The organism is Mesorhizobium sp. M1027 (assembly GCF_040318745.1).
Taxonomy (GTDB): domain Bacteria; phylum Pseudomonadota; class Alphaproteobacteria; order Rhizobiales; family Rhizobiaceae; genus Mesorhizobium.
In genome coordinates this window covers 1-18163 of record NZ_JAMYMW010000001.1, presented here as the reverse complement: position 1 = coordinate 18163, position 18163 = coordinate 1, and the positions used below count along the sequence as shown (strand labels likewise).

Annotated in this window: 6 protein-coding genes; 4 read left to right on the top strand and 2 right to left on the bottom strand. The window is 64.6% G+C overall.

Annotation, left to right across the window (positions count from 1 at the left end; genetic code table 11):
• Positions 1-16 precede the first annotated feature (16 nt).
• Together NKH50_RS00030 and NKH50_RS00025 are read right to left on the bottom strand one after the other, a co-directional pair.
• Positions 17-6067: a translocation/assembly module TamB domain-containing protein gene (locus tag NKH50_RS00030; RefSeq protein ID WP_352875834.1), complete on the bottom strand. Its 6051-nt coding sequence runs from the start codon at positions 6065-6067 to the stop codon at positions 17-19.
• A complete protein-coding gene (locus NKH50_RS00025; protein WP_352799438.1) occupies positions 6067-7995 on the bottom strand; it encodes an autotransporter assembly complex protein TamA in 1929 nt (642 codons plus the stop codon). The genes NKH50_RS00030 and NKH50_RS00025 overlap by 1 nt, the downstream gene beginning before the upstream one ends.
• 273 nt (positions 7996-8268) lie before the next feature.
• On the opposite strand from NKH50_RS00025, the gene NKH50_RS00020 reads away from it, so the two are divergent.
• From NKH50_RS00020 to NKH50_RS00005, 4 genes are all read left to right on the top strand, one after another.
• Positions 8269-13749 (top strand): alpha-2-macroglobulin family protein, encoded by a 5481-nt coding sequence (locus NKH50_RS00020; protein WP_352875830.1) that lies wholly within the window; start codon positions 8269-8271, stop codon positions 13747-13749.
• A 262-nt stretch (positions 13750-14011) separates the two neighbouring features.
• Positions 14012-16102, top strand: a complete 2091-nt coding sequence (gene pbpC, locus NKH50_RS00015; RefSeq protein ID WP_352505540.1) for a penicillin-binding protein 1C — start codon at positions 14012-14014, stop codon at positions 16100-16102.
• 27 nt (positions 16103-16129) lie between these two features.
• Complete coding sequence (locus NKH50_RS00010; protein ID WP_352875827.1) at positions 16130-16861, top strand: M15 family metallopeptidase; 732 nt, start codon at positions 16130-16132, stop codon at positions 16859-16861.
• A gap of 221 nt (positions 16862-17082) precedes the next feature.
• The gene (locus NKH50_RS00005; RefSeq protein WP_352505538.1) at positions 17083-18111 is read left to right on the top strand and encodes a sulfate ABC transporter substrate-binding protein; all 1029 of its coding nucleotides are present in this window, start codon (positions 17083-17085) and stop codon (positions 18109-18111) included.
• Positions 18112-18163 lie beyond the last annotated feature (52 nt).

The following is an 18163-nucleotide window of genomic DNA, read 5'->3' as shown; positions in this document are numbered from 1 at the left end:
GCGCGAACGCCCGGTTTCAATATTCACGTTCGTAGAAAACACCGCCTTTGGCTTCGCCGGCGTCGGTTGCCTCGCCACGCAGCTTGACGCCGCGCCCAACGTCGAGATCGACGGTTGCCTTGCCCGAGCCCGGCCTGTCGCCCTTCTGGATCGTCACGTAAGTGCGGTCGTTGAGATATTTGCCCGCCGAGACGGCGGTGCCGCCCTCTTCGTCGGTGATCACGTCGAGGTCGTCGACGCCGATCGCGCTGCGCAGGTTCTGCAGCAGGGAGGTCGAGCCGCCGATGCCGGCCAGTTGTCCGGCAGCCTCGGCAAGCTGAGCGATCTGCAGCGGCGACAGGTTCGACATCGAACGGCCGAAGATCAGCTGCGCCAGCACCTCGTCCTCCGGCAGCGCCGGTACCGAGGAGAAGGTGAATTTCGGGTTGGTCGCCTCGCCCGACACCACGATGGTCACGGTGGCGCTGGTCGTCTTCGATTGCGCAGTGAGATTGAGGTAGGGCACCAGAGAGCCGGAAAAACCGACCGTGCCTTCGGTGAAGGTCAGCCGCTTGGCAAGGATCGTCAGCCGCCCTCGCCGCAAGGTGAAGGTGCCGACCGCCTGGGGTGACGATGCCGGGCCGGTCAGCCGCAGCGACCCGCCGAGTTCGGCGTCGACGCCCCTGCCCTGGATGAAGATCTGGCTCGGCGCATTGACCGTGACGTCGAGAATGAGGCCGCTGCCGCCGCCACCGCTGCTTGCAGCGGCCGGGCGCAACGCCTTGTCCTGCGCACGCACGGCGGCCGGCGCATTCTTGTGCTTTACGTTGAGCTCGGCCAGCGAGCCGGGCAGCTTTTCGGGTACGGTGATGACGGTCTTGGCCAGGTTGATGGTACCGGAAATCACCGGCGCGGAGGTGAGTGGTCCCTTGACGGTCAGGTCGCCGCCAAGATTGGCGGTGACCACCTTGCCGTCGGTATAGCGGCCGTCGACGAGCTTGATCGACAGATCGGCCGGAAAACCCTTAGCCGGATCGATGCCGACGGTGCCGCTGGCCGAAAGGCTGCCGCGCGTCGACAGCGTGCCGGTCAGGCGATTGATCCTTGCCACGCCGCCACCGACGGCGACATCGGCAGTGATGTCGTTGATCGCAAGCCCCGAACGCGCGTCGAGCAGGCGGGCGCCTGACGTGCGGACCGTGCCTGAGATCACCGGCGACGTCGCCGGGCCGCGCACCTGTATATCGACGTCGGCCGTGCCGCTCAAGGACAAGCCTTGTGCGGCGAGTGTCCTGGTGAGGAAGGCGAACGGCACCTTGCCGGAAAAGTTGAGATCAAGGGTGGGCGCGCCTGATGTCGTCATCGTGCCGCCGCCCTTGAGGCCAAGGCCGGCGGCATCGCTCATGTTGGCGTCGAAGGTCAGTCTGCTGCCCGAATACGTACCTGAGGATGAAACGCCCATGGCGCCGAAGCCTGCACCACGGGTCTGCGACGTCTGAACGCCTGCTGCATCGATCTTGAAGGCAACGGCCGGATTGGCCGGCGCACCCGTCACCTTCACCGTGCCCGAGATGGAACCGGCGGCATCGAGGCCCGGCGAAAAACTGTTGGCTATCGAGATCGGGACGCGGGCCAGCGTCGCGTTGAGGTCGAGCGCCTGCCCAGCTTTGCCCGTGACCGTCGCCGTGCCGCCGCCGAGGTTGAGCACCAGCCTGTCGAGGCTGGGCACTCCATTGGCGATGTTGATGGTCGAGGCCTGGGCGATAGCCGCTTTGATGCCGCGGATGGTCGCCTCGCCGGAGGCAAGTTCGACCGTCGTCGTGCCCTTGACCGCCTTGACCCGCCCACCGGCTTTCAGCGGAATATCCTTGACGGTGGCGCCACCGGAAAAACCGGTCCATTCGCCGTCGCGCTTCAGATCGACGTCGACGCCACGGATAACCGTGCCGCCGGAGGTGACGCTGTCGGCACGGATTTTGCCCGAGATCACTGGTGCCGCCAGATAGTTGGCGATCAGCGCATCGATGGTCACGGCCTTGGCCGAGACATCGCCGCGCGAGATCGAGCCCGTCATCGCCTTGACGGCGACCTGCGGCACGGCGCCAGCCTTGGAGAAGGCGATAGTGCCGCGCACATCGCCATCGGCCTTTTCCAGTGCCAGGGCAGCAAGCGGACCGATATCGGGCAGGTCAAGTGCCACCGTGCCGACCGGGACGAAGGCATCGTCAAGCGCCAGGTCGCCGGAAATACGGTTCTTGCCCAGCGACAGCAAAAGCCCGTTGATGGCGCGTTTGCCGTCGGATGTCGCCAGCACGGCGCTGCCCTGCAGCGGTTGACCCGCGACGTTTCCGGTGAGTTGCACATTCGCAGCCGGGTTGGCGGCATCAGCCTTGCCGGTGGCAGTGAGCTTCAGGCCAGTGATCTCGCGCGCCGCGACCGAAAGCCTGTCGCTGTTGACAGTCAGGGACAGATCCGGCGCAGTGCTGGCGCCTTGCGCATTCAGCGCGAAAGAGATGGCGCCTTTGGCGTCCTTGGATACCAGCGAGACGTCGCCCAGCGCGCCTTTGACGTCGGCGCTGAGCTTGTTGGCGGCAAGGCTCGCCTGCCCGTCTGCCGTCAGCGAACCGGACGACAGCCTGACGGCGTTGGCGGTGACATTGCCGTTGGCGTCTCGCTTCAGCGCGGCACTGAGTTGTGTTCGCGCGGCGAGCACGCCACGTACCGCCGCCGGCAGCGCCGCCGACGCGGCATCCGCCTTGAGATTTAGATCGATGGCGCCGTCGGCCAGCGAGACCCGCCCGTTGAAGCCGCTGTTCAACGCGTCGCTGGTCACTGTGCCGCTATCGATGATGACAGCGTCGGCGGCAAGGCTGCCGGCGAGTTTGGCAGTGACCTTGCCGGCGATCAGCGGTGCGACTGTCGGATTGTCGATGCCGATTTTTTCAGCGGTCACGGTGCCGGAGATCGGCCCGCTCCGGGCTTTCACGTCGAAGCGATCGGAGTGCAGCGCAAGCGTGATGCCCTCGACCTTAGCCAGATTGGTGGCGGCCGATGGCAGCGTCGCGGAGATGTCGAGCTTCGGCTGCGTGCCCTGCCCGGCCGCCTTTAGCGATATCGCCTGCAGCTCGAGCTTGATCGGACTTGCCTTGCTGCCGAACGACAGCGGCAGGCTCGGACCGGTCGAGGCGAGGTCGAGCGAGAAATCGCTGGCGCCGTTCGGATTGATGGTGCCGGCTGCCTTGCCGGAGATTTTCTCGCCGGCAAGCGTCGCCTGCTCGATGGCCAGGCCGCTGACCGAGGAGAAGCGGCCTGCCGCATCGAGATCGAGCGGCCCGAGCCCGGCCCGCCGGGTCTGGTTGGTTTCGGCGCCGCTGAGCCGGGCGTTGAAACGGAGGTCGGGGGCAGCCGACGATCCCGTGACCTGCGCGGTGCCGCTGAGCGCGCCCACGGCATCGAGACCCGGTGAGAAATCATTGGCAAGCGCTGCCGGCACCGCCGACAAGGAGGCAGCGAGATCGAGCGTCTGGCCAGCCGTACCCGACACGGCAACCGAACCGCCGCCGACACCGAGCGCCAGGTTCTCAATGCTCACGATGCCATTGGCGATTGTCAGCGCCGACGGCTGTGCGATCGCTGCCTTGATGCCGCGGATGATTGCCTCGCCCGAGGCAAGCTCGATGCTGGTGATGCCGTTCGCGATCCTGACCCGCCCGGCCGCGCTGGCCGGAATGCCGGCGACCGTGGCGCCGCCGCTAAAGCCGGTCCAGTCGCCGTCGCGCTTCAGGTCGACATCGATGCCGCTGATCACCGTGGATCCCGAGGTGATCGTGTCGGCCTTGACCTTGCCGGCGATCGCCGGGGCTTTGAGATAATTGGCGACCAGCGCGTTGACGGCGATTGTCTTGGCCGCCAGTTCGCCGCGCGAAATCGCGGTGCTCGTCGCATCGATCGCGACCGTCGGTGCTCCATTGTCGTTGGCGAAGCGGATCGTGCCACGCACGTCGCCGGCTAGCGTTTGGCCGGCAAGTCTGGCCAGCGGGGCAATATCGGCGGCATCGAGGGCCAACGTGCCGAGCGGCAGCAGGTTGTCGTCGAGCCCGAGGTCGCCGGAGACCTTGTTGTCGGCCAGCGAGACGGCAAGTCCATTGATGGAGCGCTTTCCGTCGGTCGTGACCAGCGATGCCTTGAGGTCGAGCGGCTGGTCGTCGACCGAGCCGGTCAGCGAGACATCGGCGGCGGGACTGGCGATATCGGCCTTGCCGCGCGCGCTCAGCTTGATCTGCTTCACCGCATGGCCGGACGCCGTCAGGCTGTCGCTGCTGGCCGAAACCGAGAAGTCAGGCGCGGTGCGCGCACCGCTTGCGGTCAGCGCGAAATCGACTGCGCCGCCGACCTTCGCGCCAACCAGCGGCGACAGCACCGACACGTCGCCGAGCGTTCCTTTGATATCGGCTCGGATATCGGTGCCCTGCGCGCTGGCGGTGCCGCTGGCTTTGAGCGTGCCGGAGGTGAGCTGCAATGCATTGGCGGCAAACGCACCGTCCGGGTCGCGGGTCGCGGTTGCGGAAAACTGCACGCGCTGGCCGAGAACCGAACTGATCTGCGGCGGCAGCGCCGTCGAAGCCGCGTCGGCATTCATCTTGAGCGTCATCGACAGATCGGCCAGCACCACGGTGGCCGTTACGGACGCATTGAGCGCGTCGCTGCGCAGCGTGCCTTGGTCGACGACGACCTGGTCCTTGCTGACGGAGCCGGCGAGACCGGCGCTGACCCTGCCCGTTATCAGCGGCGCCAACGTCGCAACGTCGGTGTTCAGGCCGGCCGCCGTCAGCTTGATGGTGACAGGCCCGCTACGGTTCTGGATGTCGAAACCATCCGAATGCACTTGCCCGATCAGGTCGTCCACCCGCGTGCCGCCCGCCACCACCGAGACCAGCGACGCGCCGATATCGACCATCGGCGCCTTGCCATCGCCGAAAGCGCGGGCCGTGGCGTCCTTGATCGCCACGGTTATCGGCTGCGCCTCGCTGCCGAGACTAAGCACGATCGGCGGCCCCTTTGCGGCGAGCTTAACGGAAAGATCGCTGGCACCGTTCGGATCGACAGTGCCGGCGGCCGTCGCGTGCACGGCATCGCTGTCGATATTGGCGCGCTCCACGTCGACGCCGCCGGCCGCGGTCGCTGTGCCGGCGAGGTCGAAGCTGGTCTTGCCGGCAAACAGCGGCTTCAGATTTTCGGGCAGGAAGCGCTCGAACTCGCCGTCACCCTTGGCCTCGACATAATGACCCTTGTTCGTGAGCTGATGACGACCGGTAAGCTGGGTGACGATCCGGCGATCGACGACAAAGGTCCCGATGCCATTCCAGTTGGCGAGCGGTCCGGTGCCGGAAACGACAATCTCGACCGGCGGCGCGCCCGGCAGCTTGAGCAGGTTGGCGATGATGCCGCCGGCCGGCTCGGATGCCCTCAAGTCGAGGTCGAGCTTGTTGTCGGCCGGCGCGAATTGGGCTTTGGCGTCGACCGTGCCTTGCTTGCCGTCATGGCGAACGATGTTGAGATTGGTCTCGATAGCCAACGGCGAGGCATCCGCCTTGAGCGCTCCCTTGGCTGCGAGCTCGGCAACACCGCTGCCGGCCAGAGCCTGCCCGAGTGCGATTTCGGGAAGGTCGAGCTGCTTGACATCGATGGAAACCGGCAGCGTGGTCGCCCCGCTTTGGCGCGGCTGTGTATTGGCCACCGGCAGCCTTGCCAACTCGATACGCTCGGCCCCAATGCGATCGGCGCTGAAGCTCTTCGACAGGAGTGCCAGCGGCGACCAGTCGACGGCCACCTTGCGCGCCACCATCCAGGCGCCTTCGCGATCCTCCAGAACGACATGATCGACCCTCAGCGCGCCCGACCAGATACCGTCGATGCCGACGACAGTGACCTTGCGATCACTGGTCGAGGCCATGGTCGAGATGATGCCGGCAAGGTTTTCGCGGCCGCGCTCGGTCTTGGTCAGCACGACGAGCGCCCCCACCGCCGCTGCCACGACGATGAGCAGCGTGTAGAAAAGGATACGAAGGATGCGCCTGAATATTGCCATCAGAATGCCTGGCCGATGCCGGCATAAATGCCGAAATGAGGATCGTCGGGGCCGCGGTTGAGCGGCACTGCCGCGTCGATGCGGAGCGGCCCGAACGCCGTCAGATAGCGCAAGCCTACACCCGCGCCGACCTTCATGTCCGAAAAATCGGGAACCTGCCTCGTCGACACCGTGCCGGCATCGACGAACGGCACAACGCCGATCTTGTCGGTGACGGCGATGCGCATCTCGACCGAGGTCTCGAAGAAGGAAAGCCCTCCGATCGGCTCTCCATTGCTGTCCTTCGGGCCGATGCCTTGATAAGCATAGCCGCGCACCGAACCGCCGCCGCCTGAGTAGAAGCGGCGATCTGCCGGAACATCTTGAAGACTGGCGCCGATGATAGAGCCGATGGCGACACGTTCGGCGAAAACGAATTTCGAGGCCGAATCGAGCGACTGGTAGGCCGACCCCTCGCCCTTCAGCTTGACGAAGGCAGCCCCGCTCAAAATGTCGTAGCTCGGCTCGGCATAGGCCAGCACCCTGAAGCCCCGGGTCGGATTGAGCTTGCTGTCGCGATTGTCGTAGACATATTGCAGTGGAATGCTGGCGATCAGATAGGTGTGCTTGCCGAAAGCGTCGTGGATCCTCGAATAATCCAGCGCGACTTGCGCGGAAACCGTCTGCTTCTTGTCGAGTTCGTAGGATAGGCCGGTACTGCCCTTGACCGAGAAATGGTCATAGGCGTCGGGGTGCTCCAGCACAGCATTGACGCTGGCAATGAATTTCGACGCCGGCCCGACCACGCCCGGCTTTTCGAACATGACGCCGGCATTGTAATTGAGCTGGGTCAAGTCGTTGCTGCCGATGCCGCTGATCTTGCCGTCGATGCGCAGCTTTTCGGCGCGGCCAAACAGATTGCGATGCCCCCAATAGCCTTCGAGGCCCAGCCCTTCGGTGTTTGAGAAGCTGCCGCCAATGCCGAAATAGCGCGGCTTGCGTTCGCTGACCTGGACACCGATCGGGACATTGCCCTCGGCGTCGAGGGCGTCGGCTTCCTTCACCGTCACGCTGTTGAAGACCTCGAGGCCGAGCAGCCTGTCGCGTGCATCGTCGATCTCATCGGGCGAATACTGGCGGCCACGCTTCAGGCCGGTCATATATTCGGTGAAGTCGCGGTCGACCTTTTCGGTACCCTCGACAGTGGTGTCGCCATAGCCGGCGACCGGGCCGGCCGCGACGGTGAGCGTCACGTCGAGCGTCGAACCGGCGTGCTCGGCGACGATCTCGCGGCCCGTCACCTTGGCCAGCGGCCTGCCTTCTTGCTTGAGTGCCCGCACGATCGCCGCCTCGGCCTTGAGCACGGCGCCCGAACTGGCGTCACCGCCGGCGATCAGACCGAAATCGGCACTTGCCAGCCCCGCTGCATCGCCCTTCAGTCTGATGTTGCCAAGCGTGAATTTCGGCCCGGCTGCTATGCTTATCACCACCGGAATCGGCTGCGGGCCGGAAAACTCGGCATCGGGCGGCAGATCGTCGAGCGGCTTGCCTTGAATGGTGATGGTGACGACACCCTCGTAGCGCGCGTCCGCGTAGAGCGCGGCGACAAGTTGCTCACGGTCGCTGCGCGCCTTGGCCAAAAGACCCAGCGAACCTGATACCGGGTGTTCCTCGTCGGCTTTCAGCGCCGAGGCGTTTTCGAGCTTCTCGGCGAGATCCTTGTCGGCGTCGGGCGTCTCGATCGTCACGGCATAGCGCAGCGGGTCGACGATCTCGGCATCTTCGTCCTTCGACGATCCCCATAGCTTGATGCCGAAAATCTCGAAGGCTGCCGCATTTCCGGTCTCGACAATAAGTGCCGCCGAGCACAGCAAGGCGAAAAGCAGGGCGCGCGAAAGCGCGCGCCGTGGCGCGGTTCCTCCCGACATCTGCCTTTCATACGCCGGCATTACGCTCCTAGCCTAGCTCGCAAACCTAAAATTGGAATGAAGTTCTGAAGCACTCGTAAAGGGGCCACAATCCAATTGCTGAAATAGACAGGGCTTGGAACTCACACCTTCTGCGTCGCCGCAAGAATGCGTGATCCCCTGTCCTATGGAGCTACTACCGGTCATCGGCCGGAAAGCAAACCGTTGGCAGGCGGATCCTGCCGCGTCCTGATGTTGACAAGCGCGACTGAAGCTTGAAGATTTCTGGACGTCAGCACTTGTCTGGAGGGGTTTATGGCAATGCGCGCGGCTCGTGGTCTATCGATTCTTTTCCTTCTCTTTTTTGCCTGGAGCGGTGTCGCGCAAGCGGCCGAAGCCCGGCGGGTGGTGACATCGGACAATTCCGACTATTTTGGTTTCGATCTCAGATCCGACCAGAATGTCAGCCTCGACCAGTGCAAGACCACCTGCCTCGGCGACCCGGCCTGCCGCGCCTTCACCTACAATCTCAAGGCCAAATGGTGCTTCCTTAAATCCGATTACAACTCGTTGAAACCCTTCAGCGGCGCCGTCGCCGGCAAGGTCGTCAACATCGATGGCGATCCCGACATCGGCGCGCCACCCGAACTGGCCTTCTTCCCGAACTGGATGGCAGACCAGGCCCAGCAATACCGCAACAGGCTCACTGGCCCGACCTACACCAAGCCGACCGAGGGGCTGACGGCGCTGAGCGCCGCCGCCGAACAGTCGGCGCTGACGGGCGATCATCGCTCGGCCATGCACAAATACGAGGCGGCGGTTTCGGTGTTGCCTGACGATGGCCAGCTTTGGCTCGAGCTGGCGCGCGAAACGCTTGCCGTTCATCCGACTGCCAACAGTTCGGAGCCGTCGACGCTGCCGGCGAACGCCACTTCCGCCGCCTTCAATGCCTACAAATTGCTGCGCACCACCAGCACGCGCGCCGACGTGCTGGCGCTGCTCGGGGACGGCCTTGATCGCCGCGATCTCTACAGGCCGGCCCTGCAGGCCTACGAGGCGAGCCTCGCTCTCGTCAATTCGCCGGCAGTCAGGGCCGCCTACCAGGATCTCAAGGCCCGCAAGGGCTTCCGCGTCATCGATCATACCGTCGATGCCGACACCAGCGCGCCACGCATCTGCGCGCAGTTCTCCGAGGAACTGGTCAAGACCGGCGTCGACTACTCGCAGTTCGTTACTGTCGACAACGCCGCTCCCAAGGGCGTCGAAGCCAAGGACAAGCAGATCTGCGTCGAAGGGCTCGAGCACGGCCAACATTATGACGTGACCTTCCGCGCCGGCCTGCCGGCCGCCATTGGCGAGGTCACCGCGGCACCGGTGGTTCTGTCGATCTACGTACAGGACCGCGCGCCTTCGGCCCGCTTCACCGGCGACAGCTTCGTGCTGCCCGCCGGCGCACGCCGCGGCATACCGGTCGTCACCGTCAACATGAATGCCGCCGAAATGAAGCTCTTCCGCATCGGCGACCGCTCGCTGGCCCAACTTCTGTCGGGATATCAGTTCCTGCGCCAGCTTGACGGCTACGACATTTCGAACATCTCCGAACAGATGGGCGAGCCGGTCTGGCAGGGCCAGCTCGACATCGCCAACGACCTCAACAAGGAAGTCACCACCTCCTTCCCAATCGACGAGGCGTTGCCGAAGCGCAAGCCCGGCGTCTATGTGCTGACCGCACAAGCCGTCGACGATCGCAGCGACGACTATGATTCGCACGCCACGCAATGGTTCGTCGTCTCCGATATCGGCCTGTCGACCTATACTGGACAGGATGGACTGAACGTCTTTGCGCGTTCGCTCGCAACCGCCAAGCCGATTGCCGGCGCCGAGCTGACGCTGCTGGCCAGGAACAATGAAATCCTCGGCACCGCGACCACCGACGCGGAAGGGCGGGCGGTGTTCAATCCCGGCCTGACGCGCGGCGACAGCGGCATGGCGCCGGCCGTGCTGATGGCCAAACAGGGCGACGACGATTTCGTCTTCCTCGATATGGGCCGCGCCGGCTTCGACCTGTCCGACCGTGGCGTCGCCGGACGGCCGGCACCTGGCGCGCTCGACGTCTATGCCTGGACCGAGCGCGGCATCTACCGCGCCGGCGAAGATGTCCATGTCGCGGCTCTTGCCCGCGACAGTGCCGCCAAGGCGGTCGAGAACCTGCCGCTGACCTTCATCTTCTCGCGGCCCGACGGCGTCGAGGACCGCCGCATCGTCAGCGACGGCGCGTCGGCCGGCGGTCACTCGGTCGACCTGCCGCTGGAACCCAACGCCATGCGCGGCACCTGGACGGTGGCGATCCATACCGATCCCAAGCAGGCGGCGGTCGCCAGCCAGATGTTCCTGGTCGAGGACTTCGTACCGGACCGCATCGAGTTCGACCTGTCCTCCGACAAGCAGGAGATCGCCCAGGGCGAGACCGCCAACATTACCGTCGACGGCCGCTTTCTCTACGGCGCGCCGGCCGCGGGCCTCGCGCTTGAAGGCGAATTGACGCTGTCGACCGCCCGCGATTGGGACCGCTTCAAAGGCTATTCCTTCGGTCTCGCCGACGAACAGTCGGCTGAACCGACAGTGACGCCCTTCACCGGCCTGCCGGTGGTCGGCGAGGACGGCAAGGCGACCTTCCCGGTCTCCGTCGATCAATTGCCATCCACCACCAAGCTGGTCGATGCCAAGATCACTGTCAGGATGCGTGAAACCGGCGGCCGTGCCGTCGAGCGCTCGCTGAATATCGGCATCCGCCCGCAGGGCCACATGATCGGCATCCGCCCGGATTTCGACGGAGACGAGGTGCCGCAAGGCGGCACGGCCAAGTTCAGCCTGATCGCCGTCGACCCAGACGGCAAGCGTGAGGCGCTGAAGGCCGCACAGTGGTCGCTGGTCAAGGTCGAGCGCAGCTACCAGTGGTATCGCTCGAGCAACTCCTGGAACTATGAGCCGGTCACCTTCACCAAGGCGGTGGCCAACGGCCAGGTCGACCTGAGCGCCGATGGCGAGGCTACGGTGTCGCTGCCGGTCGACTGGGGCCGCTACCGGCTCGAGATCGAGACAGCGGATCCGGAAGGCCCGGCCACCAGCTATGAGTTCGACGCCGGCTGGTATGTCAGTTCCACCACCACCGAAACGCCCGACGGCCTCGAGATCGCCCTCGACAAGGATACCTATGCGGCGGGTGAAGTGGCCAAGCTCAAAGTGTCGCCACACTTTGCCGGCGAGTTGCTCGTCACCATCGGCGCCGACAAGCTCCTGAAGACCGTCACCGCCAGCGTGCCGGCCGGCGGCAGCACTGTCGACATCCCGGTTGGCGACGACTGGGGCGCCGGCGCCTACGTCACGGCAACGCTATTCAGGCCGGGCGATTCGCAAGAGACACGCATGCCGGCGCGCGCCATCGGCGTCAAATGGCTGAAGCTCGATCCCGGCTCGCGGAAGCTTGCGGTCAGCTTGGCGACGCCGGACAAGACCATGCCGCGCCAGCAGCTGTCGATCCCGGTCGCCGTTGCCGGCGTGCAGCCCGGCACCAACGCCTATGTCATGGTCGCGGCCGTCGACGTCGGCATCCTCAACCTGACCAACTACAAGGTACCGGATCCGGAGAACTGGTTCTTCGGGCAGCGCATGCTCGGTCTCGAGGTTCGCGACATCTATGGCCGGCTGATCGACGGCTCGCTGGGCACAACCGGTAAGCTGCGCACCGGCGGCGACGGCGCCAACATGCAATCGCAAGGCAGTCCGCCGACCGAAAAGCTGGTCGCCTTCTTCTCCGGCCCGGTCCAGCTCGACGCCGACGGCAAGGCGCGGATCGACTTCGACATTCCGCAGTTCAACGGCACCGTGCGCGTCATGGCCGTCGCCTGGACCAAGGAAGCGGTCGGCCATGCCCAGTCCGACGTCATCGTGCGTGATCCGGTGGTAATCACCGCCGGCCTGCCGCGCTTCCTGGCGCCCGGCGATTCCGCCCTCATGCGGCTCGACGTCGCCGACACCGACGGCCCCGCAGGCGACTACAAGCTGACCGTCAACACGACAGGCGACCTGTCAACCGGCAATGCCGCCTTGCCTGAAAAGCTGACGCTCGCCAAAGGCAAGCGGCAGACACTGACCGTGCCGTTGATTGCGCAGACCGCAGGCAACGCCTCGATCACCATCAGGCTTGCGCATGCCGACGGCACCGCCGTCGAGCAGACGCTCTATGTGCCTGTGCGCCCGGCGCAACTGCCGGTGACCACCCGCATGGTCGTCGACCTCAAGGGCAATGGCGGCGCGCTGCGCGTCGACAAGGAACTGCTGGCGGCAAGCCTGCTCGATGGCGCTTCGGTCAGCGTCGGCGTTTCGCAGGCGGCTGCCTTCGACGTGCCGTCGCTGCTGATGACGCTCGACCGCTATCCCTATGGTTGCGCCGAACAGACCACCAGCCGCGCCATGCCGCTTCTCTACGTCAACGACATGGCTTCCGGCATCGGCATGGCCAGCGACCCCGATCTGCATGGCCGCGTCCAGGACGCCATCTACAAGGTGCTGAGCTACCAGGCATCGGCCGGCAGCTTCGGCCTGTGGGGTCCGGGTTCCGGCGATCTGTGGCTCGACGCCTATGTCACCGATTTCCTGACCCGGGCGCGCGAGCAGAAATACGACGTGCCGGCCTTGGCGATGAACCAGGCGCTGAGCAATCTGCAGAACGCGATCGGCTACGATCAGGACGTCCAGGATCGTGGCAGCGAGATCGCCTACGCGCTCTATGTGCTTGCCCGCAACAAGAAGGCCTCGGTCGGCGATCTGCGTTATTATGCCGACACCCAGCTCGAGGCCTTTACCAGCCCGATGGCCGTCGCCCAGCTGGCGGCGTCTCTCGCGCTCTACGGTGACACGCAGCGCTCGGAGGCAACCTTCCAGGCCGCGCTGCAACTGGCCAAGTCGACACCCGAATATGACTATTACCGATCCGACTATGGCTCGCCGCTGCGTGACGGCGCGGCGATCCTGGCGCTTGCCGCGGAAAGCAAGCCGGTTCCGACCATCGTGCCGGCGCTGATCCAGTTGGTGACCAGGGAACGCGCCGACGCTAGGTGGACCAGCACGCAGGACGAGTCCTGGATGCTGCTGGCGGCCCGGGCGCTGAAGGCCGGCAATGATTCGATCGCGCTGACCGTCAACGGCGCACCGCATGCCGGCGGCTATTCGGACCAGATCGCCGGTGGCGACCTGGCCGACAGTCCGCTGACCATCGTTAATACCGGCAGAAATCCGCTGCAGGCGGTCGTCACCACTGTGGCCTCGCCGATCCAGCCTCTGCCGGCCGGCGGCAACGGCTTTACCATCAGCCGTACCTACTACAAGCTCGACGGCACAGAGGCCAACGTGACGGAGGTCAAGCAGAACGAACGCTATGTCGTCGTGCTCAAGGTTTACGAGCAGAACACCTGGCCTTCGCGGCTGCTGATCACCGACCTGTTGCCGGCCGGCTTCGAGATCGACAATCCGGGCCTGGTCTCCAGCGCTCAGTTGACGAACTTCTCCTGGCTGGCTCAGACCGATGCCGCCCATCTCGAATTCCGCGACGACCGTTTCGTCGCGGCGTTCAATCCCAACGACGGCGACGGCGACCGCAACATCACGCTCGCCTACGTCGTGCGCGCGGTGACGCCGGGCACCTATGCCCACCCGGCGGCAACGATCGAGGACATGTACCGGCCGCAATATTCGGCCCGCACCGCCACCGGCATGATGGAGGTCAAGGCGCCGTAAGGCAAAAAAGGGCGGATAGGAATATGGCGATGGCACCGTCGCAAAGGATTTCGCCAATCTTCAGCGTTGCAGAAAGGGAGCCGAGGTCGCGGCCGGCTCTCCCTTCTCCCCTTGTGGGAGAAGGTGGCCTCGCGAAGCGAGGTCGGATGAGGGGTGTTCCAGCTTGGCACCAATAGCGCTCTGGCCAGCACTCCTCAACCGTCTCGGCGCTGCGCGCCAATCCACCTTCTCCCACAAGGGGAGAAGGGAGAAGGGCGGTGCCGTGCTCTCCAGAAGATTCCTCCGCCGAACTGCCATCACCGCCGCCGCTTGCGCCGGCCTCGTGGCCATTTCCGCCGTCGCCCTCTGGCAGCTCGACCGCGCATTTCCGCCGCCGCTGCCGGCTGCTTTGACGGTCTCGACCGAGGTGCAGGACCGAGACGGCCAACTGCTGCGCGCCTTCGCCACGCCGGACGGCTACTGGCGGCTCGCTACCAGCCTGGACCAGATCGACAAGCAGTTCGTCGACATGCTGGTCACCTATGAGGACAAGCGTTTCTGGGGTCACCAAGGCATAGATGTGCTGGCACTGGCGCGTGCCGCCGGCCAGTTCGCGACCAGCGGCCATATCGTCTCCGGCGGTTCGACGCTCTCGATGCAGCTCGCCCGCCTGATCGAACCACGCGACAGCCGCAGCCTCGGCTCGAAGATCAAGCAGATGCTGCGCGCCCTGCAAATCGAACGGCGGCTTTCCAAACGCGAGATCCTCGAACGCTATCTGACGCTGGCGCCCTATGGCGGCAATCTCGAAGGTGTGCGCGCCGCTTCGCTCGCCTATTTCGGCAAGGAGCCGAAACGGCTGACGGTCTCGGAGGCCGCCCTGCTCGTCGCCTTGCCGCAATTGCCGGAAAAGCGACGCCCTGATCGCAATCTCGAGATTGCCCACGCTGCCCGCGACAGGGTGCTGACCCGCATGGTCTCGGCAGGCCTGCTCGGCGAACGTGAGGCCGCGCGTGCCGCGCTCGAGGATGTGTCGGGGCTGCGGCGCACCTTGCCTGCGCTCGCTGCCCATGCGGCCTATGCAATGCTGCCCAAGGCCATCCCCGGCCAGAAGCTGCAACTGACGATCCGCAAGAGTGTCCAGGAAGGGCTGGAGCAGGTGGCGAAAGATGCAGCCGCCAGGCTCGGCCCTCGCCTCTCGGTGGCCATGGTGCTGGCCGATGCCCGCACCGGCGATATCCTTGGCGAGGTCGGCTCTGCCGATTTCTTCGATGCCACCCGTTCGGGCTGGATCGACATGACCAAAGTCGTCCGCTCGCCTGGCTCGACGCTGAAGCCGTTCATCTACGGCCTCGCCTTCGAGCAAGGCCTTGTGGCGCAGGAGATGCTGATCGAGGACAGCCCAACCGATTTCTCCGGCTACCGGCCGAAGAACTTCGACATGGGCTATCAGGGCGATGTCAGCATCAGGCAGGCGCTGCAATTGTCGCTCAACGTTCCGGCAATCCGCGTGCTCGACGCGGTCGGCCCGGCCCGGCTGATGGCGCGCTTTCGCCAGGCCGATGTGATCCCTGTACTGCCCGTCAACGAGGCGCCTGGCCTGGCAATCGGCCTCGGTGGCGTCGGGATGACACTGCGCGACCTGGTTCAGCTCTATGCCGGCCTTGCCAATGGCGGCAAGGCACACACGCTGCGTGACGGCACCGAGCCGGAGAATGCCGAACGCTCGACCACAACCATTCTCGACGGACAGGCGACCTGGCAGATCACCGACATCCTGTCAGGCGTCAAGCCGCCTCAGGGTGCCGCCCAACGCGGCATCGCTTACAAGACCGGCACCTCCTACGGCTATCGCGACGCGTGGTCGGTCGGCTTTGACGGCCGCTATGTGCTCGGCGTATGGGTCGGCCGCCCCGACGCCGGCGCGGTGCCCGGCCTGTCCGGCTACATCTCGGCGGCGCCCATCCTGTTCGAAGGCTTTGTCCGTTCCGGCCTGGCCGCCGTACCACTGCCAAGCCAGCCGTCCGGCGTCCGGCGTCCGAAACGCGAGGAGCTGCCGGTGACGCTGACGCGCTTCGGCGCCGGCACCGATGGGCTGGTGCAGGCGACGCCGACCGAGCCTGCGCCAACCATCATCTTTCCGCCAGACGGCGCCCGCGTCGACCTCGGCACTTCCTCGGCCGACGCCTCGCCGCTGGTTCTCAAGCTGCAGGGCGGCCGCGCACCGTTCCGCTGGCTGGCCAACGGCAAGCCGCTGGTCGGCATCGACCGGCGGCGCACCGCAACCTGGCAGCCGGACGGCGCCGGCTATTCGACCCTGACCGTGATCGACGCGGCGGGACGCGCGGCCAGCGTAAAGGTTTTTGTCGAGTGAAAATTTCCCTTGAATAGATTCCGGCAGGTGATTCAAGGGATTGGGGTTTACGCCTTGCTTTCCGCCGCCGGTATTTCCTCGGCCTTTGCTGACACCCTCCCCGCCGGCTTTGTTCGGCTGGCCGACATCGATCCCAGTATCCGGCAGGATATCCGCTATGCCGGCCTCGAAAATTTCCTGCATCGCAAGGTAAGCGGCTACGATGCGCCGGTATGCGTCCTCACCAGGCAAGCGGCGCAAGCGCTTTCGGCAGTGCAGAAAGCGATTGCTGCCGAAGGGCTGACGCTGGTCGTGTTCGACTGCTACCGCCCTGCGCGGGCTGTCTCCGACATGAGTGAATGGACAAAAACGGGCGGGCCACCGGACCCGCAATGGTATCCAAAGGTCAAGCGCAAGGATCTCATCGCCAAGGGTTATATCGGCGAACTGTCCACCCATTCGCGCGGATCGACGGTCGATGTCGCGATCGCCCGGGTCAACCATAAAAAACAGGCCGGCCGCACGAGCGCTCCGAAACCGGCCTGCGGCGCGACCGATGCCGACACGCTCGATTTCGGCACCGGTTTCGACTGTTTCGATCCGGCGAGCGAAACGGCTCACCGAGCGATAGACGATGAAGCCGCGGCTAACCGCAAAAGACTTGTCGAGGCGATGCGCGCCGGCGGCTTCAAGAATTACCCACGCGAATGGTGGCACTTCACGCTGGAAAACGAGCCGTTTCCAAGAGAGCGCTTCAACTTTCCCGTTACCGGCGAATAAGCTGCCGAAACCTCGTTCGGACGAGACGCAGCCATTGCCGAAGAGCTGGCCGTCTCTAGTTAATCGCGTCGGGAGCGCGATCATGGTCCATGCGGGAAAATAGTTCCTCGCATCGCCGAAACCAGGCGAAAAATTGCTTCAATGAGCCAAAAAAGGCAACATTGATTGCATCTAAATTCTATCAATTCGGTAGATTTGGCGCGAGTTCAACGGAGGCGGAAATGACCAAACCTCATTTCAGGAAACTGCTCGGCGCACTGGTCGCCACATCCGTCCAGTTCGGCACGCTCGGTTTCGCGTTTGCCGACACCACCATTCTCAACGTGTCCTATGATCCGACGCGTGAGCTCTATAAGCAATTCGATGAGGCCTTCATTGCCCACTGGAAGGCAGAGACAGGCGAGACGGTCACCGTCCAGCAGTCACATGGCGGATCCGGCGCGCAGGCTCGCGCCGTGATCGACGGCCTCGACGCCGACGTGGTGACGCTGGCGCTCGAAGGCGATATCAACGCCATCGTTTCGAAAGCGAAGAAGATCAATCCAGACTGGCGGACGAAATTCGAAAACAATTCGGCGCCCTACACCTCGACCATCATCTTTCTCGTCCGCAAGGGAAACCCCAAGGGCATCCATGACTGGGGCGATCTGGTCAAGGACGACGTCCAAGTGATCACGCCGAATCCCAAGACCTCCGGTGGCGCGCGCTGGAACTACCTCGCCGCCTGGGCCTATGCCAGCTCCAAGGATGGCGGCGACGAGGCCAAGACCAAGGAATTCGTCGGCAATCTCTATGCGCATGTCCCGGTTCTCGACACCGGTGCGCGCGGCGCCACCGTGACCTTCGCGCAAAAAGGGCTGGGCGACGTGCTGCTCGCCTGGGAAAACGAGGCCTATCTGGCGCTCGATGAGTTCGGCGCCGACAATTTCGATATCGTCTACCCGCCGACCTCGATCCTGGCCGAGCCGCCGGTCGCCGTGGTCGACGCCAATGTCGACGCCAAAGGCACACGCAAAGTTGCCGAAGCCTATCTGAGCTATCTCTATTCCAAGGAAGGCCAGACGCTCATCGCCAAGAACCATTATCGCCCTTCGAAGCCCGACCTGGTGCCGGCGGAGGACTTGGCCAAGCTGCCTGAGATCAAGCTGATCACCATCGACGACCCGCTTTTTGGCGGCTGGAAGAAGGCACAGCCTTATCATTTCGGCGATGGTGGTATATTCGACCAGATCTACAAGCCGGCCCAGTAGCATTTAGATCAGGACGACATGACCACAGCACCCGCCAAGGCGGGGTGGCGAT